Source organism: Polaromonas sp. CG_9.5 (assembly GCF_035984465.1).
Classification (GTDB): domain Bacteria; phylum Pseudomonadota; class Gammaproteobacteria; order Burkholderiales; family Burkholderiaceae_C; genus Polaromonas.
In genome coordinates this window covers 62,161-81,197 of record NZ_JAXCHR010000008.1, presented here as the reverse complement: position 1 = coordinate 81,197, position 19,037 = coordinate 62,161, and the positions used below count along the sequence as shown (strand labels likewise).

Annotated in this window: 24 protein-coding genes and 1 pseudogene; 10 read left to right on the top strand and 15 right to left on the bottom strand. The window is 59.3% G+C overall.

Going from position 1 to position 19,037, the window contains the following annotated elements; translation table 11 throughout:
* Positions 1-234 precede the first annotated feature (234 nt).
* Together RCH06_RS08340 and RCH06_RS08335 are read left to right on the top strand one after the other, a co-directional pair.
* Positions 235-843 (top strand): DUF938 domain-containing protein, encoded by a 609-nt coding sequence (locus tag RCH06_RS08340; protein WP_327080985.1) that lies wholly within the window; start codon positions 235-237, stop codon positions 841-843.
* Between the two features lie 133 nt (positions 844-976).
* On the top strand, positions 977-1,549 hold the full coding sequence (locus RCH06_RS08335; protein ID WP_327080984.1) for a pseudouridine synthase: 573 nt from the start codon (positions 977-979) through the stop codon (positions 1,547-1,549).
* A 45-nt stretch (positions 1,550-1,594) separates the two neighbouring features.
* On the opposite strand, the gene RCH06_RS08330 is transcribed toward RCH06_RS08335, so the two are convergent.
* The gene (locus RCH06_RS08330) at positions 1,595-2,146 is read right to left on the bottom strand and encodes a DUF2242 domain-containing protein (RefSeq protein WP_327081072.1); all 552 of its coding nucleotides are present in this window, start codon (positions 2,144-2,146) and stop codon (positions 1,595-1,597) included.
* A gap of 220 nt (positions 2,147-2,366) precedes the next feature.
* Here RCH06_RS08330 and RCH06_RS08325 point away from each other — a divergent pair, with 220 nt between their 5' ends.
* Positions 2,367-2,918, top strand: a complete 552-nt coding sequence (locus RCH06_RS08325; RefSeq protein WP_327080983.1) for a cytochrome b — start codon at positions 2,367-2,369, stop codon at positions 2,916-2,918.
* Positions 2,919-2,999: 81 nt separating this feature from the next.
* A complete protein-coding gene (gene trxC / locus RCH06_RS08320; protein WP_327080982.1) occupies positions 3,000-3,437 on the top strand; it encodes a thioredoxin TrxC in 438 nt (145 codons plus the stop codon).
* A 28-nt stretch (positions 3,438-3,465) separates the two neighbouring features.
* Here the strand turns inward: trxC and RCH06_RS08315 are convergent, their stop codons facing one another.
* Positions 3,466-4,083: a hypothetical protein gene (locus tag RCH06_RS08315; RefSeq protein WP_327080981.1), complete on the bottom strand. Its 618-nt coding sequence runs from the start codon at positions 4,081-4,083 to the stop codon at positions 3,466-3,468.
* 285 nt (positions 4,084-4,368) lie between these two features.
* Positions 4,369-4,893, bottom strand: a complete 525-nt coding sequence (locus tag RCH06_RS08310; protein WP_327080980.1) for an RcnB family protein — start codon at positions 4,891-4,893, stop codon at positions 4,369-4,371.
* Between the two features lie 228 nt (positions 4,894-5,121).
* Here RCH06_RS08310 and RCH06_RS08305 point away from each other — a divergent pair, with 228 nt between their 5' ends.
* Complete coding sequence (locus RCH06_RS08305) at positions 5,122-5,619, top strand: tellurite resistance TerB family protein (RefSeq protein WP_327080979.1); 498 nt, start codon at positions 5,122-5,124, stop codon at positions 5,617-5,619.
* Between the two features lie 103 nt (positions 5,620-5,722).
* Here RCH06_RS08305 and RCH06_RS08300 read toward each other — a convergent pair whose 3' ends face one another.
* The 3 genes from RCH06_RS08300 to RCH06_RS08290 form a co-directional block, all read right to left on the bottom strand.
* Positions 5,723-6,124, bottom strand: a complete 402-nt coding sequence (locus RCH06_RS08300) for a SirB2 family protein (RefSeq protein WP_327080978.1) — start codon at positions 6,122-6,124, stop codon at positions 5,723-5,725.
* A 152-nt stretch (positions 6,125-6,276) separates the two neighbouring features.
* The gene (locus RCH06_RS08295) at positions 6,277-6,540 is read right to left on the bottom strand and encodes a DUF2249 domain-containing protein (protein WP_327080977.1); all 264 of its coding nucleotides are present in this window, start codon (positions 6,538-6,540) and stop codon (positions 6,277-6,279) included.
* Between the two features lie 103 nt (positions 6,541-6,643).
* Positions 6,644-8,920, bottom strand: a complete 2,277-nt coding sequence (locus RCH06_RS08290; protein WP_327080976.1) for a nitric-oxide reductase large subunit — start codon at positions 8,918-8,920, stop codon at positions 6,644-6,646.
* A 216-nt stretch (positions 8,921-9,136) separates the two neighbouring features.
* Between RCH06_RS08290 and RCH06_RS08285 the strand changes: the two genes are divergently transcribed.
* From RCH06_RS08285 to RCH06_RS08270, 4 genes are all read left to right on the top strand, one after another.
* Positions 9,137-9,643 (top strand): RrF2 family transcriptional regulator, encoded by a 507-nt coding sequence (locus tag RCH06_RS08285; protein ID WP_327080975.1) that lies wholly within the window; start codon positions 9,137-9,139, stop codon positions 9,641-9,643.
* Positions 9,644-9,934: 291 nt separating this feature from the next.
* Positions 9,935-10,603 carry a c-type cytochrome gene (locus tag RCH06_RS08280; protein ID WP_327081071.1) on the top strand — a complete coding sequence of 223 codons (669 nt, stop codon included), beginning with the start codon at positions 9,935-9,937 and terminating at the stop codon, positions 10,601-10,603.
* A complete protein-coding gene (locus tag RCH06_RS08275) occupies positions 10,600-11,658 on the top strand; it encodes a c-type cytochrome (protein WP_327080974.1) in 1,059 nt (352 codons plus the stop codon). Before RCH06_RS08280 ends, RCH06_RS08275 begins: the two co-directional genes overlap by 4 nt.
* A 269-nt stretch (positions 11,659-11,927) precedes the next feature.
* On the top strand, positions 11,928-12,647 hold the full coding sequence (locus tag RCH06_RS08270; RefSeq protein ID WP_327080973.1) for a 2,3-bisphosphoglycerate-dependent phosphoglycerate mutase: 720 nt from the start codon (positions 11,928-11,930) through the stop codon (positions 12,645-12,647).
* A 9-nt stretch (positions 12,648-12,656) separates the two neighbouring features.
* Here RCH06_RS08270 and RCH06_RS08265 read toward each other — a convergent pair whose 3' ends face one another.
* Both RCH06_RS08265 and RCH06_RS08260 read right to left on the bottom strand, forming a co-directional pair.
* Complete coding sequence (locus RCH06_RS08265; protein WP_327080972.1) at positions 12,657-13,091, bottom strand: EamA family transporter; 435 nt, start codon at positions 13,089-13,091, stop codon at positions 12,657-12,659.
* Between the two features lie 102 nt (positions 13,092-13,193).
* Complete coding sequence (locus tag RCH06_RS08260; protein ID WP_327080971.1) at positions 13,194-14,129, bottom strand: DHH family phosphoesterase; 936 nt, start codon at positions 14,127-14,129, stop codon at positions 13,194-13,196.
* A gap of 554 nt (positions 14,130-14,683) precedes the next feature.
* On the opposite strand from RCH06_RS08260, the gene RCH06_RS08255 reads away from it, so the two are divergent.
* Positions 14,684-15,064 (top strand): rhodanese-like domain-containing protein, encoded by a 381-nt coding sequence (locus tag RCH06_RS08255; RefSeq protein WP_327080970.1) that lies wholly within the window; start codon positions 14,684-14,686, stop codon positions 15,062-15,064.
* Between the two features lie 155 nt (positions 15,065-15,219).
* Here RCH06_RS08255 and RCH06_RS08250 read toward each other — a convergent pair whose 3' ends face one another.
* The 7 genes and pseudogenes from RCH06_RS08250 to RCH06_RS08220 form a co-directional block, all read right to left on the bottom strand.
* Complete coding sequence (locus tag RCH06_RS08250; protein WP_327080969.1) at positions 15,220-15,612, bottom strand: hypothetical protein; 393 nt, start codon at positions 15,610-15,612, stop codon at positions 15,220-15,222.
* A 107-nt stretch (positions 15,613-15,719) separates the two neighbouring features.
* On the bottom strand, positions 15,720-15,848 hold the full coding sequence (locus RCH06_RS08245) for a hypothetical protein (protein WP_327080968.1): 129 nt from the start codon (positions 15,846-15,848) through the stop codon (positions 15,720-15,722).
* Between the two features lie 535 nt (positions 15,849-16,383).
* Positions 16,384-16,872 (bottom strand): Crp/Fnr family transcriptional regulator, encoded by a 489-nt coding sequence (locus RCH06_RS08240; RefSeq protein ID WP_327080967.1) that lies wholly within the window; start codon positions 16,870-16,872, stop codon positions 16,384-16,386.
* Positions 16,873-16,879: 7 nt separating this feature from the next.
* Positions 16,880-17,077 (bottom strand): hypothetical protein, encoded by a 198-nt coding sequence (locus RCH06_RS08235; protein ID WP_327080966.1) that lies wholly within the window; start codon positions 17,075-17,077, stop codon positions 16,880-16,882.
* Positions 17,078-17,277: 200 nt separating this feature from the next.
* Positions 17,278-17,991 (bottom strand): annotated as a pseudogene (locus RCH06_RS08230) (Crp/Fnr family transcriptional regulator).
* 274 nt (positions 17,992-18,265) lie between these two features.
* Positions 18,266-18,502, bottom strand: coding sequence for a hypothetical protein (locus RCH06_RS08225; protein ID WP_327080965.1), 237 nt, complete (start codon positions 18,500-18,502; stop codon positions 18,266-18,268).
* Between the two features lie 220 nt (positions 18,503-18,722).
* The gene (locus RCH06_RS08220) at positions 18,723-18,932 is read right to left on the bottom strand and encodes a dodecin family protein (protein WP_327080964.1); all 210 of its coding nucleotides are present in this window, start codon (positions 18,930-18,932) and stop codon (positions 18,723-18,725) included.
* Positions 18,933-19,037 lie beyond the last annotated feature (105 nt).

Genomic DNA, 19,037 nt, shown 5'->3' with positions numbered 1-19,037 from the left:
GTGACTTTTAAAAGCTGCGCGCCAAGCCGTGCCCAGAGGAGCGCGGTGACTTGGCATGATAAAACTGCCTTCCCGCCACCCGCCCTGCCGGAAAATTTCTCACGCGGTTTGATGTGGATTTGGAAATCCGCTGCAAGGCTGAACACGCTATGTTTTACATAGCTGTCAGCGCATACACTGCATGCGCCCACACCACTTTTTACTCTTAAAACCCTCGGCTTCAAGCCGCCTGCCATGTCCCGACCCGATTTCAGCCCTGCCGCCGACCGCAACAAGCAAGCACTGCTCGATGCGCTGCGGCAACTATTGCCTAGAGAAGGCAGCGCCCTGGAAATTGCCTCGGGCACCGGCCAGCATGTCGCCTGGTTTGCTGCCGGCCTACCCGGCTGGAGCTGGCAACCCAGCGACGCCCAGGCCGATGCGCTGCCGTCGATTTCGGCGTGGGTCGCCCAGGAAGGTCTGCGCAATGTGCAAATTCCCCTGCAGCTCAATGTGCTGGCAGCGCAGTGGCTGCCTGACGACGCGCTGTTCGACGCGATTTTTTGCGCCAACATGCTGCACATTGCGCCGTGGGCCACTTGCGCGGCGCTGATGCAACTCGGCGCGCGGCACTTGGCACCCGGTGGGCAGCTCATCACCTATGGCCCGTATCTGGAAAATGGCGTTGCCACCTCGACCGGCAACCAGGTGTTTGACCAGCATTTGCGCCAGCAAAACCCCGACTGGGGCCTGCGCCGCCGTGAAGATGTAGAGCAGCAAGCCGCCCGCGCCGGCTTGCAACTGGCTGCCCGCCACGCGATGCCGGCCAATAACCTGCTGCTGGTGTGGACGCGGATGGCTTGAGGCGCCCAAGACCGCAAGGCGCTTCTTTTTTAATAGCTGTTAGCGCACGCCAGCCGTGCGCTAACAGCCTGTTTAATGCATAAATCCGGAGTTTGGCGCTCTCGCCGCATGGCAAGTGCTATTCTCCCCGGCCATGACCGTTTCCCGCCCCGACAGCCCGCCGCGCCTGATCCTTTTCAACAAACCCTACGGGGTGCTGAGCCAGTTCACGCCCGAAGGCCGCTGGCGCGGATTGAAGGACTTTATCGACCTGCCCGGCGTTTATGTGGCCGGGCGGCTGGATGCCGACAGCGAAGGCCTGCTGCTGCTGACCAGCGACGGCCCGTTGCAGGCGCGCATTGCCGACCCGCGCTTCAAGATGGAAAAAACCTATTGGGTGCAGGTCGAAGGCTTGCCGGATGAAGCCGCGCTGGAGGCGTTGCGGCGCGGCGTGCAGCTCAACGACGGCCCGACCCGGCCGGCGCGGGCCGATTTGATGGCGCCGCCGCCCGGATTGTGGGAGCGCGACCCGCCGGTTCGGGTTCGCCAGTCCATTCCGACCGCCTGGATCGCACTGGGTATCCGCGAAGGCCGCAACCGCCAGGTGCGGCGCATGACGGCGGCGGTGGGGTTTCCCACGCTGCGGCTGATTCGCGCCGCCATCGGGCCTTATGCGCTGGCTGATCTGCCGCCGGGCCATTGGCGCGGGGATGAAACGCGTCCGTGAATCGGTGAAGTACAGCGCGGGCGCGGGGCTGAACTTCTGCGCGCATCACTCGGTAATCTCTTGCGCCTCGTCGGCTACCAAAAATCGCCTGACCAGGTCAAAGAAACGGTCATAAAAAATGTCGCTGGAGATGGTTTTGCTGGCCACCTTGACCATCGAATCGTTGCTGGAGCTGAAAGGCAGCGACACCGACCCCAGCGCGCCCACGCCCAGGCTGGCCGAATTGTTGCTCTTCTTCAGCGCATAAACGTCTTGCAGGGCGGTCACAAAACCCAGGCTGACTTTGCCGTCGGGCGTGTCGGGCGCGCAGACAATCCTGATTTCCATTTGCAGGTGCGACTCCGGCTCGGGCTGAAAGCTCTTTCGGCCTTCGACCAGGTCTTTGGTCGACGTGCCGATGAGGTAACCCTGGCTCAGCAGCGCCCGTCTGGCGGCTTCGCAGGTTTGCGCCGGCGTGGCGTCAAACAGCCGGGAGTAGGTCACGGTGGAGCTGAAATCTTCCTGCGATGGAAAGGCTTTCAGCGGAGCCGCGCAACCCGTCAGCAGGGCTGCACTGCTTAAAAGCCCCGCCAGCCAGACGACGGGACGGCAGCACATACAAGAAAAATTCAAAACCGGGCACTCCTGGAAGTATCAAACGCGTATTGTCGTTTCAGACGCCGACATGGACAAATAACGCGAGCGCTGCGCCCTGGCAAAACCATCGTAACCCTTTGATTCAGAATGAAAAATTTATACATTTATGAAGACCTTAAGCCGCTCTTAATCTGGCAATTTTTATAATTTTGGCACCACCCACCGATGAAAAAAACCCGTCATGACCCCTCAAAAACTGCCCAACCGCTACCACATGGCCTCCATCTCGCTGCACTGGCTGATGCTGGCCTTGTTTGTTGTGGTGTACGCCAGCATTGAGCTGCGCGGGCTGTTTGAAAAAGGGAGCGCGCTGCGCGAGACAATAAAAAGCCTGCACTTCATGTTCGGCCTGCTGATATTTTTTCTGGTCTGGCTGCGCCTGGCACTGCGCATCAAATACGCCGCTCCGCGCATTGAGCCGGCCATGCCCCACTGGCAGGCGCTGGCAGCCAAGCTCATGCACGTGCTGCTCTACGTCCTGATGATCGGCATGCCGCTGGCGGGCTGGTTCATGCTGAGCGCGTACGGCAAGCCGATTCCATTTTTTGGCCTGGCGCTTCCCGCGCTGATTGGGCCCGACAAGCCGCTGGCGGGCCAGATCAAGGAAGTTCATGAGCTGGTGGGCAACATCGGCTACTTCCTGATCGGCGCGCATGCGGTCGCCGCGCTGTTTGACCACTACCTCAAACGCGACAACACCTTGCGCGCCATGCTGCTCACAACACCGGCCTGAATTGTCTGAATTCAGCGCTTGGCGCGCTGGGCCACGGCCCGGCGTGCTTGCAATTTCACCTTCAGGCCAAAGATGCATTTCATGACTGATCCACTTCACATCGTTTGCCCGCACTGTCACACCACCAACCGCGTTCACGCCGACCAGCTCGGCAGCGAACCGACCTGTGGAAGCTGCAAGAAGGCGCTGTTCACCGCGCATTCCGCAGCGCTGGACGAAGCGGCGTTTGACAAGCACATCAGCCGCAACCAGATTCCGGTGCTGGTTGATTTTTGGGCGCCGTGGTGCGGCCCGTGCCGCCAGATGGCGCCCGCCTATGAACAGGCAGCAGCGCAACTGGAGCCGCAGGTTCGCGTAGTCAAAGTCGACACCGAAGCCGTTCCCAGCCTGGGGTCGCGCTTCAATATTCGCAGCATTCCAACGCTGGCACTGTTCAAGGATGGCCGCGAAATTGCGCGCCAGCCGGGCGCGATGGGGGCAGCCGACATCGTTCGCTGGGTGCAGTCACACCTGCGCTGAAGGCAGGCGGACTGCGTTTTAGCCCAAGTTAATTGCGGCCGTTGTGCTGGTTGCGGTTATTGCGCATCATCCGCTCTACGTCATCGCTCAGCGCAGCCAGTTCATTGCGCAGTTGACGCCGTTCCTGCTGCGTCACGATGCCGTCAGACTTGAAGTAAGCCTCGTGGCGTGCAATCTCGCGCTGCCGGCTTTGCAGCTTGCGGGCTTCGCGCTGGGTAATACGGCCTGAGCGAAAGCCCTCGTCAATGCGCTGGCTGATCTGCGCATCCCGGTTGTCAATGCCGGGTGTTTGCGCGGCATTGCCCGCTGGCCTGACCACATCGCGGTTGTTCATCATGCGTTCAACCTCAGCGCCGAGCGCGCTCAGGTCGTCACGCAGTTGCTGGCGCTGCTGCGGATTGATATTGCCGTAGGCTTTGTACTGGTTTTCGCGCATCTGGATTTCTCGGTCGCGCCGGTAAAGCACCTGCGCTTCGGACGGCGTGATGTGGCCTGACGCCAGCCCCTGCTGAATGCGCGCACTGATCGCCTGCTGCGCCTGGTCAATGCGCGGCGTATTCGTGCCCTGGGCCATCGCCGGGGCCATGCCCAGCCCGGCAAACAAGGCGGAAGCCAACAAAGAAGCGGTCAAAAATTTCGATTTCATGGGATTCTCCAATTTTTGGATGGACTGGCCACAGCTCACTGGGCCAACGGCGGCTTGAACTGTGCCTGAATCAATCCGGGTCTAAAGCACCCGTGTGATTCAGTGGCTTCATTGTTATCCTGCATTTGTGAAGGCTCTGTAAGGAAAGCCAAGGTTTACCCCATATTTACCTCGCGATTTCATTGGTTTTCAGATGTAATCTTTACCTGCCGCCCGGCGCTCAGACGGATGCTGGCGTAAAAAAAGCCGCCCAAAAGCGGCTTTCCCAAAAAACACCTGACGCGCTTATTGCGCCATCATCACCTGCGCAATGATGCCCGTTGAAGTTCCCACGAGCACGTAGTCAGCGCCGGTTTGCACCCATTGGTGGCCGCGCGGTGGCGCAGTCAGGTTGTGGTCGCGCCAGTTGTCGACCACATACTGACGGTTGCGGTATTCCTGAGACAGCCGAGCGCCTTTGTACAAGTTGTGATCCGGGCCGGCGCCCTGCCCTTGCATGCCCGAGCCGGCCTGGCCGTGCATCGGCATGGCCTGGCCGTGCATCGGCATGGCTTGGCTGGACTCGGCGCTTTCATGCCGGGGCCGCATGTGATGTTTGTCCTTCATGCGCTTGCGCTGACCGTCTTTCATGTGCTTTCGCTGGCCTTGGTGCATGGCGGGTGGCTGGCCGGACGCGGGGCGGCTGTCATATCCGGACGGCGAACCTGCTGCCGGGGCTGCGTTGGGAGCAGGTGTTCCCTGTGCCAGCGCAAGGCCACTAAAAACCAGTGCAACAGCCGTCAACGCTGTCTTAAAACCTGCTTTTTTCATAACAACTCCTTTGGTTGAACAATCCAGCCTGAAAAAGGCTGAAATTTGCCCATCAGCCGAGTCATCTTGCGCCCCTGCCCGGCGTCCCTATGTAGGAAAAAGGCTACTTTCGCGCAAGACTTGCCCGTCCCTGGCTGCTGAAAATTTCGGGAACTCATTTCCCCAGCCGGTAATCAACATCCAATAATATTTTGACTGCGCTGCTTTGCAGCCCCACCAGGAAACCCCATGCTGTCTGCCTTGAAAGAACTTTTCGATACCTTCCTGAGCCCGCCCGGCGAGTCGCCGCAGGAGCGCGATGCGTCGCTCAAACTGGCGACGGCCGTGCTGCTGGTCGATGTTTTGCGGGCCGATCAGGCCCACGCGCCGGCAGAGCACGCCATGCTGCGAAAAATCCTGCACGAGAAATTTGCCCTGGCCGAAGCCGAAGTCAACCGGCTGATGGCGCTGGCCGAATTAACCGCCAAAAGTGCGTCTGACTATTTCCAGTTCACATCGCGCATTAACGACAGCTTTGCGCATCCGCAAAAAATCCAGATGGTTGAAAACCTGTGGCAGATCGCCTATGCCGATGGCCAGCTGGACGCCCATGAAAACGGACTGATCGGCAAGGTTGCCGAACTGCTGCACGTCACGCAAGGCGAATATATTGGCGCCAAGATGCGGGCGAAGGAAGCGTCCGGTCTGGCTTGCCAAGCCGCTGACAACGCATTTCATCCGGCTTGAGGTCGCGTTATAACACTATATTTTTAATAGCTGCTTGCGCCCGCAGCGTATGCGCAAGCGGCACTTTTTGGCATTAAAACGCCTTGCTGGCCCTTGCCGGCAGTTAGTTGCCAAGCCCCAGCATCTGCCCGACCACGCTGGCGTTGCGCGTCAGTGCCACCGCCACGATATAGGCAAAGGTTGCCAGCGCCGCCAGCAGTGCAAACGCCCGCACGCCCTTGGTCTTGCCGCGTTTGAGCGCGATGGTGCCGAGCACGATGTAGGCCACCAGCGCCAGCACCTTGGCCGTCAGCCAGGCTTGCACAAACGGGTATTGGCCGCTCCAGAAGATCAGCACCAGCGCCGATGTCAGCAGCAGCGTGTCGACGACGTGCGGCACCACCTTCACCCAGCGGCGCTGCAGCAGGGGCGAGTCCAGCAGCATCCACACACCGCGCAACAGAAAAAAACTGCCGCTCAGGACGGCGAAGGTAATGTGCAGGTGCTTCAGGGCGAGGTAGTTCATGGTTCTATGCGCAGGTGTGGCAGGTCAATGCGAAACAGCGAAAACAGCAGTGCCAGGTCCGCCGGTCTTCAACCCGCGTCCTGGCACCTGGTGGCGACATGGCAAATCCGCCATTCTGACAGCCTGCCAGAAGCGAAGCCGTGCGCGCGGGTTTAGCCGAGCACTTTGAAATCAATCACGATTTCGCCCGGGTTGCGCTGCACATAGGCGATGCTGACATTAGGGCCAAAACGGGCGTTGATCTGCGACAGCAGCGGCAACGGGTCGTGGTCGTTGCAAAAACGCATGGTTTCGCCGGGTTGCAGCGAATCGAGCGCACCAAAAATGGCCGCGTGGCGAAAGCGCTTGGCAACGCCGCGTGCATCGAAGGGATAGACGCCTTCGGATGTGACGGGAAGCGCGCAGTTGTGGCTCATGAAAATTCTCCTGAAGGATTAACAAGGAATGCAAAAGTGAGGGCTAACTCATCGCCATTGCGAGCGCAGCGCGGCAATCCATTGCCGCGCTGCGCTCGCTTTATCAAGCCCGTTTGACGCGGCCTGGGGCCACCAGCACCGGCTGCTTCTTGCCGCCGGTCAGCAGGCGAATGGCAAACCAGGCCAGGAACACCGTGCCGATGGCAAACACCACGTCACCCGGAACGCGCATCCAGACCAGCGTTTCCATGAATTGCGAATGCACGACTTCCGGCGAACGCGCAAACCACATGCCCTGGGTAATGCTGGCCCAGGCCTGGTAAATACCGGCAGGCACCAGCGAGATGAACACCATCATGGCCAGGCCAATGTTGAGGCACCAGAACATGGCCGCCAGCAGCTTGTCGGACCAGGCCAGGCGGTCAGACAGGCCGCGCAGGCAGAACAGCAGCAAACCGATGCCCAGCATGCCGTAGACACCGAACAGTGCGGCATGGCCGTGGGCCGCCGTCATGTTCAGGCCCTGCAGGTAGTACAGCGCAATCGGCGTGTTGATGGTGAAGCCCAGCAGACCGGCGCCCACCACGTTCCAGAAACCGACGGCAATGAAGCACATGATCGACCACTTGTAAGACTGCACCCAAGGTGCGGCCTTGGAACGCTGGAAGCTGTTGTAGGCCTCAAACCCGATCATGGCGAGCGGGACCACTTCGAGTGCCGAGAACATCGCGCCAATCGCAATCACGAAGGTCGGCGTGCCGGTGAAGTACAGGTGGTGCAGCGTGCCCAAGATGCCGCCGAACAGGAACACGATGGTTTCCAGCACGATGGCACTGTTGGCCGTGCTGGCACGAATCAGGCCCAGACGGGTGAACAGCAGCGCAATGACGGCGGTGGCAAACACTTCAAAGAAGCCTTCGACCCACAAATGCACCAGCCACCAGCGCCAGTACTCGACCATCGAGTAGTGCGTGGTCTGGCCCCAGGTCAGCGACGTGGCGTAAAAGCCGCCGATGCACAGCGCGGCCAGAAACACCATGGCGATCAGGCCACGGCTTTCAGAAGGCTTTTTCAAAGCAGGCATCAGTCCGCGACCGAGCAACGTCACCCAGAACAGCAGCCCGATGAACAGCAGGATTTGCCACACACGGCCCATGCTGGTGAATTCAAGGCCCTGGTTGCCGACCCAAAAACTGAATTCAGTGCCCAGATGCTGCAAGGCGCCGATCCAGCCGGTGACGGTCGAGCCCACCACGATGAACAGCAGCGCGTAAAACAGCACATCGACGCCCAGCTTTTGGTACTTGGGCTCGTGGCCGGAAATGGCCGGGGCGATGTACAGGCCGGTGGCCAGCCAGGCGGTGGCAATCCACAGCACGGCGAACTGGGTGTGGATGGTGCGGCTCACGGTGAACGGCAGGATCTGGCCCAGCGGGAAGCCGAAGAAACTCTGGCCTTCGACCGCATAGTGGGCCGTGATGACCCCCATGCCCACCTGCGCCATGATCAGGCCAATCACCACGTAGAAATACTTGCGCGTGGCCTTCATCGACGGCGTCGGCTTCAGGTCAAACAGCGGATCGTTCTTGGGCGGCTTCGGATCGCCGCCTTCGTTGTGGGTCGAGTGGTAAAAAATCATGCCGGCAATCGCTGCAATCATGAAGATGATGCTGGCAATCGACCACATGCCGGCGCTGGCGGTCGGCGTGTTGTCCACCAGCGGTTCATGCGGCCAGTTGCTGGTGTAGCTCAGGTCGGTTTCATTCGGCCGGTCGGTGGCGGCAGACCAGGAAGACCAGAAAATGAACGCTGGCAGTGCGTTCAGGTCGTCCGCGTCAGGCAGCAAGCCTGAACTCATGGCGTATTGTTCGCGCAGCTTGTCGAGCGACGGCGCATCGCCGAACGGGTCGGTGTAATGCTTGACCACTTGCTGCACGGCCTCGGTGCGCTCGGGCGACAGGGTGACGTTGCCGGTGGCGGCGTCATAGGTGTTGCCGCGCATCTCGGTTTTCAGCCTGGCGTTGAGTTCGGCCTGCTGGCCCACGCCCAGTGCCTCAAAGTCTTTCCCGAAATCGCGTTGCGCCCAGACACCGCGCAAAGCCAGCGCCTCGCGGTGCAGCCAGTCGGCGGACCAGTCAGGCGCCAAATAGCTGCCGTGGCCCCAGACCGAACCCAGTTGCTGGCCACCGGCAGACAGCCAGGCTTTCTGGCCGCGCTGAACCTGTCCTTCGGAGAAAAGCACGACTCCTTTGGTGCTGATGACTTGTTTGGGAATTGGCGGTGCTGTCAGGTAAATCTCTGTTCCGACCCAGCCCAATACGGCAAAAGACAGCACACAGATGACAGCAAGCCAGGTCCAGAGTTTGCGCGTTGCTTGCATGGCAAATTTCCTTGGTGGTTGCGGGTTGAAAAATTCAAAAAACTTCAAATTTAATAACATGTATTTTAATTGCATCTTTAATGAAAGATCGAGGCCAAATACACATTTAATTTCTGGCTGATTGAAAATCTGTTGCCCTCTTTAAAATCAGGCGGGTTTTCAACGCGGCTGGCCTGACGCGTTGCTTTCTTGTCTTCAACAGAGATTCATCACGTCATGCGACTGACCACCTACACCGACTACGCCTTGCGCACCCTGATGTACCTTGCGGCTCATCGCGACCGGCTGGTGACCATCCAGGACATTGCCGATGCCCATGAAATCGCCAAAAACCACCTGACTAAGGTGGTACACCAGCTGGGAATTCTGGGCTTTGTCGAGTCGCTGCGGGGGCGCAAGGGCGGCCTCAGGCTGGGCAAGGAACCCGCGCAAATCAACATTGGGGCGGTGGTGCGCAGCACCGAACCCGACTTCTACATGGCCGAGTGTTTTGACCCCAGAAAAAGCAATTGCCGCCTGAGCAGCGACTGCATTTTGCAAGACACGCTCTATCAGGCGACGGCTGCCTACCTGGCGGTGCTTGATGGCGTCACGCTGGAAATCCTGATGGCCACCAGCAGCCCGGCTGCGCCGCAATCCGTCTTCAAGTCCATTCCGATCCGGACGCAGCCGATTGCATCTGAAACCAAGGCTGCGGTTGCCGGGCTTGAAAAACCAGACTGAAACCCTGCAAGCGAAAAATACAAAAACCCGGGTTCTTTTTTAGTTCCATTTGGGCGTCAATTCCGATGCTGTCCTACAGCACACGGCACGCACTGCATTTTAAACTTTTTACGAGGCAACCCACACACAGCGGCATCAGCCTGTTCTGGCTGAGCGCATGGCATCGAATCACCCTCCAGGAAGGCCTATCCAGTGACTCCACAAACGCCCTGCCCTGCATTTCGCAACGCCGCGCCGCCGCAGCCCCGTGCCAGCCTAAAAGCCTGGCGATCCGCACTGATCGTGCTGGCCGTGGCGCTTTCAGCGCCCGGCTTCGCGCAAAAACCCACCCCAGAGCAAAGCCAGCAAGGCCAGCAAATAGCCAGCCAGGGCACGCCCCAAGGCGTGGCGGCCTGCATCAGCTGCCACGGCGCAAAGGGCGAAGGCATGGCCGCTTTTCCGCGCCTCGCCGGAACCGGCCAGGCGTACCTGCAGGCGCAGCTTGACGCGTTCGCAAACGGAAACCGCATGAATGCCGTCATGCAGCCGATGGCCAAAAACCTCACCGCCACCGAGCGCCAGGCGGTGGCGCTGTACTTCAGCCAGTTGCCAGCGCCTTTTTTCGCATCCGATCCCGCCCAGCCAACCCCTTCTGATACCGGCGCCTGGCTGGCGACGCGAGGCCGGTGGACAGACCAGGTGCCAGCCTGCGCGCAATGCCACGGCCCGGGTGGCAGCGGCGTCGGCGAGCAGTTTCCGCCCTTGGCCGGGCTTTCAGCGGCCTATATCACCGGCCAGTTGCAGGCCTGGAAAGCAGGCAGCCGCCCGCCTGGCCCCTTGGCACTGATGCCGGGCATCGCCAAGAAGCTTTCCGATGCCGAAGTGAGCGCCGTCGCCGCGTATTACGAAAAACTTGCCGCCCCAGGCGGTGCGAGTTCTGCAGGCGCTGTCCAGCCCCCAAAAACGGAAAGTCGTCCATGAGCCCACAGCCTACCCCTTCCAAGTTGCCGCTGAACGGCTTGATGCTGTTTGCGGGTGTGCTGCTGGCCTTGCTGGCAGTGCTGACGATTGGCGGAAATGTGCTGTTCGCACGTTTTTCGCACAAGCTGGTCACGCCTGCCAGCATGCCGCAGGCTTCTGGCAGCGGCCCTGAAACCGCCTCTGTTGCGGCCCGACCTGGCCCGCCTGCGCAGCCAGCCAGTGACGTGGCGAGCGCCAAACCCGCTATCGTCAGCGCCGCCACCACCGCCGCTTTCACACCGCCCGCCGAAAGCACGATGCCCGACGGGGACTATGGCAAGGTCATTCGCCTGGGCGAAAAGGTTTTCATGGAAACCGGCAAATACGCCAGCCGCTACGTCGGCAACAACCTGAACTGCGTCAACTGCCATCTGGATGCCGGCCGCAAGGCCAACTCCGCGCCACTCTGGGCATCGTTCATTCATTACCCGGCCTTTCGCAGCAAGACCGGCAAGGTGGATACGCTGGCTTCACGCATTCAGGGCTGCTTTGAGTTCAGCATGAACGGCAAGGCACCGCCGGTAGATGACGAGATCATGACGGCGCTGCAAACCTATGCGTTCTGGATGGCCAAGGGCGCGCCCGTGGGAACGGCTGTGCCAGGCAGCGGCTACCCCAAGCTCAAAAAACCGGCGCAACCCGCCGACTACGCACGCGGCGAAAAGGTGTATGCGCAAAATTGCGCCCTGTGCCACGGCGCAGACGGCCTCGGCCAGCGCGTGGGCGACAAGCAGGTGTTTCCGCCGCTGTGGGGGCCCAAATCATTTAACTGGGGCGCCGGCATGCATCAGCTGGCCAATGCGTCGGGCTTTATTCAGGCCAACATGCCACTGGGAAAAGGCGGCACTTTGAGCGAACAAGACGCCTGGGATGTAGCCGTGTTCATGAACAGCCATGAGCGTCCGCAAGACCCGCGCTTCAAGGGTTCAGTCGCCGAAACGCGCAAGCAATACCACGACACCGACGATTCCTTGTACGGCATAAAGGTCAACGGGCATGTGCTGGGCAGCCCATGAGCTCATCCGCAAACCCGTTTCAGCGCTGAAGCCCAGTGGTAGCAATTACTGGAGTCACCATAAAAACATGCAGCCAAAGTTTTGACACGTCTGAAATTCTCGACTCACGCGGCGACCCGACCATACGCCAAGCGCTGGGTAGACAAGTACTTCATCGGGTCGATCGAAAATGGCCATGCTGAAAGTGACCGCAACGGGTTTACCGCTATGACGCGGGCCTTGGGCAGATCAAGACCGAACCGGAGCCACCGGCGGTGTTTGGCAAGTCAATGCCCCAACTGATCCTGATTCGACACGGGGAGTCCGAGTGGAACCGCGACAACCGGTTCACCGGCTGGGCTGATGTCGGCCTGACCGAGCGCGGGCGCATCGATATGCAGGCTGCAGGTGCCCTGCTTCGCAAGGAAGGGTTGTTGATTGACCTGGCGTTTACGTCGCTGCTCAGTCGGTGCATCGTCTCGCAATGGGCTTTGCTGGAAGGAATGCAACGCGTATGGGTGCCAACGGTGCTCGATTGGCGGCTCAACGAGCGCCACTATGGCGCCTTGACGGGGCTGTCAAAAACCGAAGCCATCAACACTTTCGGTGCGCAGGCTGTGCAGCAATGGCGGCGCTCGTTCTTGGTTCCACCGCCTTTAGGAAATGGCGATGGTGGGAACCATGCCATCGTTGACGCGCGTTACAACGCCCTGAAGGCGGAGGAAATTCCGCAAGGTGAGTCGCTGGCGCAGGTCGTTGAACGCGTGCGTCCGTTGTGGGAAACCACCATCGCCGCTTCGCTGCGTGCCGGCAAGAGGGTAGCCATTACCGGGCATGGCAACAGTTTGCGTGCGCTGATGAAGCTCATTTCTCACATCGCAGACGATGACATTACTCAAGTCGAAGTGCCGAACGCAGTGCCCATGATTTATGACTTGGACAACTCGCTTGAGGTGATTCGAGCGTTCAGATTGGGAATTGAGCCCACGCCGCCCTCGGAAATTCTGTAGGCTGGTTTTCTACCGCTTGAAGGCAAGCACCAGCACGCCGCCGGCCACCATCGCAATCCCTGTCCACTCGCGCAGCGAGGGCCTCTCGCCTAAAAACGCAAACGCGAATACGGCCACCAGCACCAGACTGAGCTTGTCGACTGGCGCGACCTTGGAAGCCTCGCCAATCTTGAGCGCGCGGAAATAGCACACCCATGAAGCGCCTGTCGCAAGGCCGGACAGCGTCAAAAACAGCCAGGTTTTGCCGGAAAGCTCGAACGGGTTTGACCATTTTCCCGCGTACATCACAAAGACCGACAGCACCACGATGATGATCGCAGTCCGGATCAGGGTGGCCAGGTCGGAGTCGACGCCCTGAATCCCGATCTTGGCAAAGATCGCAGTCAAGGCGGCAAAAACTGCCGAAAGAACTGCCCAGTAGAACCAGCCTGTAGATGAGTTCATATATTTTGCGTCGCGTTTAGCCAGAGCTTACTGGTAAATGGTGTGCAGGCTTGGCCCGGCTCACGGCAAGGCGCAGCCGTTGCGGACTCAATCTGCTTTGGCTCACGCTGCCGGGTCAGTGCTCGTGGCCACGAACACGCCACTGAGCAGCTCGGGCAGGCGCTCCAGTCCCATCTTGAAGCCGCAGGCCTGCGCGTGGCCGCCGCCGCCCATGCTTTCGGCCAGCGGGATGCAGTCAAAGTTGCGCTGCGAACGCAGGCCGACCTTGACGCCGCCGCTTTTGCCCACATGCCACATCAGCGCAAAGGTGCCGCTTTTTTCGGACAGGCGGTTGCCGATCAGGCTGTGAAACACGCCGGGCGCGTTGAGCATCAAACCGGCCTGGCCGTTGAAGGTAACGGGCTGCGCGCCCTCGGCAATGTCGTCGGCGAGCTTGCTGAATTTTTCGTCCATCGCCTGGCCGCGCGCCATGAATTCGGCAGTTTGCGCCGGGCTGTAGGCGGCAATTTCGGCCCAGCGGGCAAAGTCCAGCGGCTCCATGTCCAGCGCGGCCAGAAAACCGGGGCTCTCAGGATACTGCCAATTCCAGATGTCGCGGTCTTCGACGTAGCGCACCAGCGCGGGCACGGGCGCATCGGGGTAGAAAAACTCCCACGCTAGGCGCGCACCGGACTTGTCCATGTCAAAGTGAACGACGCCGCAGCGGCAGGCAAAGCCGGTGAGCTTTTCGGCGGCGCTCTTGTGGTGGTCAAGCATGACGAGCTTGGCCGCGCTTTCGTCAATGCCGCGCAGGATATCGGCTGAAAACGAGAAGTCAAGGATGTAGACGGCCCGACCGGCCAGCGCAGGCAGGTCTTCCAGCGACTTGATTTCACCGTGGTCGAGTGGCAAATAGTCAGCTTTGTCGCCGTAGAAAAGCCACGCGGCCAGCGCAGCGCCAAAGCCGTCGGGGCACCGGCGGCCGTGGTAAATGATGAGCGGCTGGGGATCGTTAAGGCTGGGGGCAACCAGCAATTGCAGGGGAAGAATGGTTTTCATATGAGCCGGATTGTCGCCGCGCCTCTTAAAGCATGGGTACCAGCGGGTGTTTGCAGGGCCTCAGCTTTGCAGCGCGGCGACTCGCGGCCCGTTATTGCCCACTTGGCTCTGCCATTGCGAAGGCAGCGCGGCAATCCGCCATGAAGAACAAAGGCGCGGCGGGTGTCTGGCGTGTGGACGGGCACTGTAGTCGCTTTGCACGGGTTTATCCTCATTTTCTGTGGATCAACCTGTGGATAACCCTGTTCAAAAGCCGGCAAACCCGCGCCAGCACTGGCTTGGCGGGGAATGCCTAAAAATTGACCATTTGACCTGCAAAGTGCAGCGCTACGCTGTTCCGATCAGGAAAAGGCCTGGCTTTTCAGTACTTGAACGGCCAACAGCCCTGCGGACGGGGTGCCAGAATGGCATATAGACCAACACCCAGGTTTGGCGCACGTCAAATACAGGATAAATCCGCATTTTTCAATCAAAATGGCTTCTGGCGCTTTGTACATGGGCGCTAACAGCTATTTATTTAATAGCAATTTATTTATTAAAACCAGGACTGCACCATGAAAACTGCCCACGACCTTGTAGCTGCCGCCAAAACCCGCGTGCATGAAATTCCTGTCCAGGATGCCGAGCGCGCCATTCAGGGTGCCGACCTGTTGCTCGACGTGCGCGAAGCCGATGAATACGCCGCCGGCCACCTGAGCGGTGCCACACACATCTCGCGCGGCATGCTCGAATTCAAGTTCAGCGGCAACCCTGCGCTGCAGCCGCGCGACCTCAAGATCGTGCTGTATTGCAAAACCAGTGGCCGCGCCGCCCTGAGCGCGGTCGCTCTGCAAGACATGGGTTACCTGAACGTGCAGTCGATTGCTGGCGGTTTTGATGCCTGGGTGGCCGCAGGCAAACCGGTCGTCACGCCCGAAGCCCCGGCCTTCGAGTAAACCTTGCCCGGCGAAGCGACTGTCAGGTGTGAAACCGCTTGCCGTTCGCGCCTTTCATGCGCAGCTTTGGGGACATGCTTTGTGGCATTCGGGGGTGGCGATGCGGCGCAGGCCTGTACGCCGCCGTGTGCGGGTGGGGTCAAGGCGTGAGCGGCTCAGGACACGGCGTCGTCCGTCGGCAGCCGGTAGCCTGCGGCTTCCTCGTCGGTTTCCATGCTGGCGCGTGGCTGGTCGCTGTGCGAAACCCTGTAGCCGTCGGCCACATAGCCCGGGCCTTTCATCACCATAACGATCACGCAGCCAATGGCGACAGTGCCCACCATTGACCAATGAAAAATAACCATGCCACTGACCATGTAGTCCATCATTTGCAGCCAGCGCGCCTCTGCAGCGCTGGGCTCCGCATCGGCCAGCAGATGCGCCAGCGCCAGGCCCGACAAGGGCAGCGCCGTGCCTACCCCCGCGATGAGCGGCAGCTTGCGCCACAGCGTGTACTCCAGACCGCTGTCAGCGCGTTGGGTGCTGGTGAGTTTTTTAAGCCAATTCATGGAAATCACCTGTTGGTGGTGGGAACCTGACAAGAATAAAACACTTGCAGCCCGAAGGCAGCGGGCTTTGAAAGGTAGCGCAAGCGGGGTGGTTTTAAAAAACGGCCTCAAAGCTTCTGGCCGGCAAGTGCCTTCAGCGTCTGGGTTTTGCAGTGCGTGTCCTTGAATGGAGCAGCTTGGGCTTGCGTGTCAATCCGTGTCAGGGCGCGCGTGTCCAGCACTGCGATGACATTCAACTTGATTGATTAGCGGGGAGTTGTGGGCTGCGTAGCATCCCGCCAGTGAAAATGAACCCAAATCGACACCGGCTTTGCCTCTAGTCGGTACGAACCCGGTCATGCCTGAGTGCTGCATGCAACTGACACAATGCGCCCGCGCACTCCAGCACGATGACCTGGAGCGAGGCGACGGAACCGGGCCCATTGAGTTCTGGAGTGACTTTGCCTCCATCGCCGGCAGCATGCCTGAGCCTTTCCACGACGGAGCGAAGCATCAGATCCCAGTCTTCAACCTTGATTTCCGCATGCCAGACAGGCGGCACTGCTCTGCTTGACGCAGGCCAGCAAATTTCAGGGTAATCAAGTATTGAATTACTCATGGGCTCTTTGTTAGACATGCCATGAGTTGTAATCTATTGTGATTAATTAATCTGTTCGCTAACCCACTTACGGCAGCGGGTCCAGAAAAGTGCCCAGCCTATGCGGATACCGTTGCACGCCGAATCAAATCTTGCGCAACCCATGAAGCGGACTGTCCGCAAAGTCGCGCGCATCAAACAAGCAAATCGTCATAGGTCTGGTGGTCGGTCGAATAACAGCTGCATGCCGCAGCTTCAAGTCCCCTGCGGTCCAGTACTTTCATCTTGCCGCGATGGTACTGAATCAGTCCATTGCGTTGCAGGGCGCTGGCAGCCGCCGTGACACCCACCCGACGCACGCCCAGCATGTAGGCCAAAAACTCGTGAGTGACATGAAAACTGTCAGAGTGAGCGCGATCCTGGCTCATCAGCAGCCAGCGAGCCAGACGCTGACCAATCAAATGAAAACGCAGGCAGGCGGCCGATGTGGCCTGCTGGGCCATGAGCACATACAGGTAGCGGTTCAGGCACCGCTGCAACGCCGTGCTGCGCGCGAGTTCACGTTTGAAAGGCGCACCCCCAATGCGCCAAGCAGCGCCTGAGCCTTGAACCACTGCATGAAGGGGTGCGGTGAGCACACCCAGCACCAAGTGCGCGCCCAGCATGCCTTCACTGCCCACCATGCCGACTTCAACGCCGGGGGCTTCCGTCGACTGTCGCCACCAGAGAAATAAAACCCTGGATGGGGAAATAAACATGGCGCGTCGGCTTGCCCGGCTCGCTGAGAACGTCTGACAGCAATAATTGCACGGGCTCGCAAATGGCCAGCAAGCGCGCGCAGTCCTTGACGGGAAGGATTTCAATCAGGTGGTTGTCGACAGCGTTCATGCGGGCTTTCGGGAATGTTGCAGACCCTTCAGGGAAGGGACAATTTCAAAGCCGCGCAGCTGACAAATACAGTTCCATTCGGAATGGCCAAGTATGCCCCGCACAAACTGACGGATGCCGGTGACTCAATACCTTAAGCAATCATTCTTGAGCTCACGTGCAAACGGGCGACTACATGCAGGTTTTGCCGTGCAGCAAATTTATATCGCCAGCTTTTTCGGCAGCAGCCGGTCGTATTCGTTTTTGACGACCGCATAACACTCGCACGTGCGTTTTTCCAGGCCGGTGCGATCCAGCACGGTAATGCGTCCACGCGAGTAGCTGATCAGCCCGGCTTTTTGCAAATTGAGCGCGCCTTCGGTCACGCCTTCGCGCCGCACGCCCAGCATGTTGGCAATCAACTCCTGCGTCATCACCAACTGATTGCCCTCCAGCCGGTCCAGGCTGAGCAGCAGCCAGCGGCACAGTTGCTGGTCAAGCGAATGGCGGCGGTGCAAACCGCTGTTTGCGCCATTTGTGTGATGAGCGCCTGGATGTAGCGTAGCAGCAGGTGCAAGACCGGCGCGCTTGAACTCCTCCTTGATGACGTGTGCCTTGAGCCGAAAACCCTAACCAGCGCTTTGCACGACACCCCGGCGGGGCGTGGATTCGCCGCCCATGAACAGGGAAATGGCGACGATGCCTTCTTTGCCGACGACGGCAATCTCGGCTGATGCGCCGTTTTCTATGACGTACAGCAGCGAGACAATCGCCGTCGTCGGAAAATACACATGACTGAGCGTGCTGCCTGATTCATAGACCACCTGCCCCAGAGGCATTTCCACAAATTCAAGCTGCGGCAGCCAGCGCCGCCATTCCTCATCGGGCAGGGCGGCAATCAACTGGTTTTTTCTAGGATCAGGGGAAACGGGCATGTAGAAATTTCAGGGGTGAATCTGGCTTGACTTGCTACCTCGGACGGAGGTACTGAAAAGCCACGAAGTATAGGCAACCCACTCCGAATAATATGTACGCTACCGCACATATCATCGGGCTAAAAACCAGATCAGTGAGACCGGAGGTGAACTTTTTTGCGCCATTGCCAGAAGACTGGCCGCGTAGCAGCACTGTGCACATATCTGCCCTGTAGAACACCGTCAATGATGTTCACTGAGCGAAAAAAGACGCTAAAAGCGTCAGTTCAGGCCCTCAACTGGCCCGTGGAGAATCCACACCCGACGGCATGTCGAGCGAAGCGCCCGGGTCTTCTTCGCCAGCTACTGACTCACTGGCCAGGTTGATTTTTGCGTTGCGTTCTGAAGAACTGGCAGCGCTGCCGGCTGGCTTGTTTTGCGGTGGTGAAAAGACAGCACATTCAGGCAAGACCTTCGATGCAGCGGTGTCTTGATGGAGGTGGCCACTGGCGGACAGTTGATTTTCAGGCATGGCGTTAATCTCTTGTTCACGACCATCCAGCAAGAAATGCTGTGGGCCGAAAAATCTCGCTACTTAAGGATGACGAGACATTGCGTCTGCCAATTGCTTTGAGAAGCCACCCCTGTAAAAGCGAAAAAGCGCCAAAGCCACAAACGCAGCGATGGCACATTCGGGGACAGCCAGGTTGCCTGGCTGTCCGTTTCAGCGTGAAGCTGACATCAAAATCGTATTACGCGTCACCGTCGATGACGAAGGTAACCTGCATGTTCACGCGGTACGACACGATTTTGCCGTTCTGAACCGATACTTTTTGTTCCTTGATCCAGGCACCGCGAACGTTGTCGATGGTGTCGGTAGCGCAGCTGATACCCTGGTTGATGGCATCTTCAAAACTGGTGGTGCTGCTGGCGCTGACTTCAATAACTTTGGCGACGCTCATGGGGAGACTCCGTAATAGATTGAACAAGCCTCAATCCTAGAAGGCACTGCCAAAGAAGCCTGTCAGACCACATCCCCTGCCGCCCGGCCCATTTCGCCGACATCG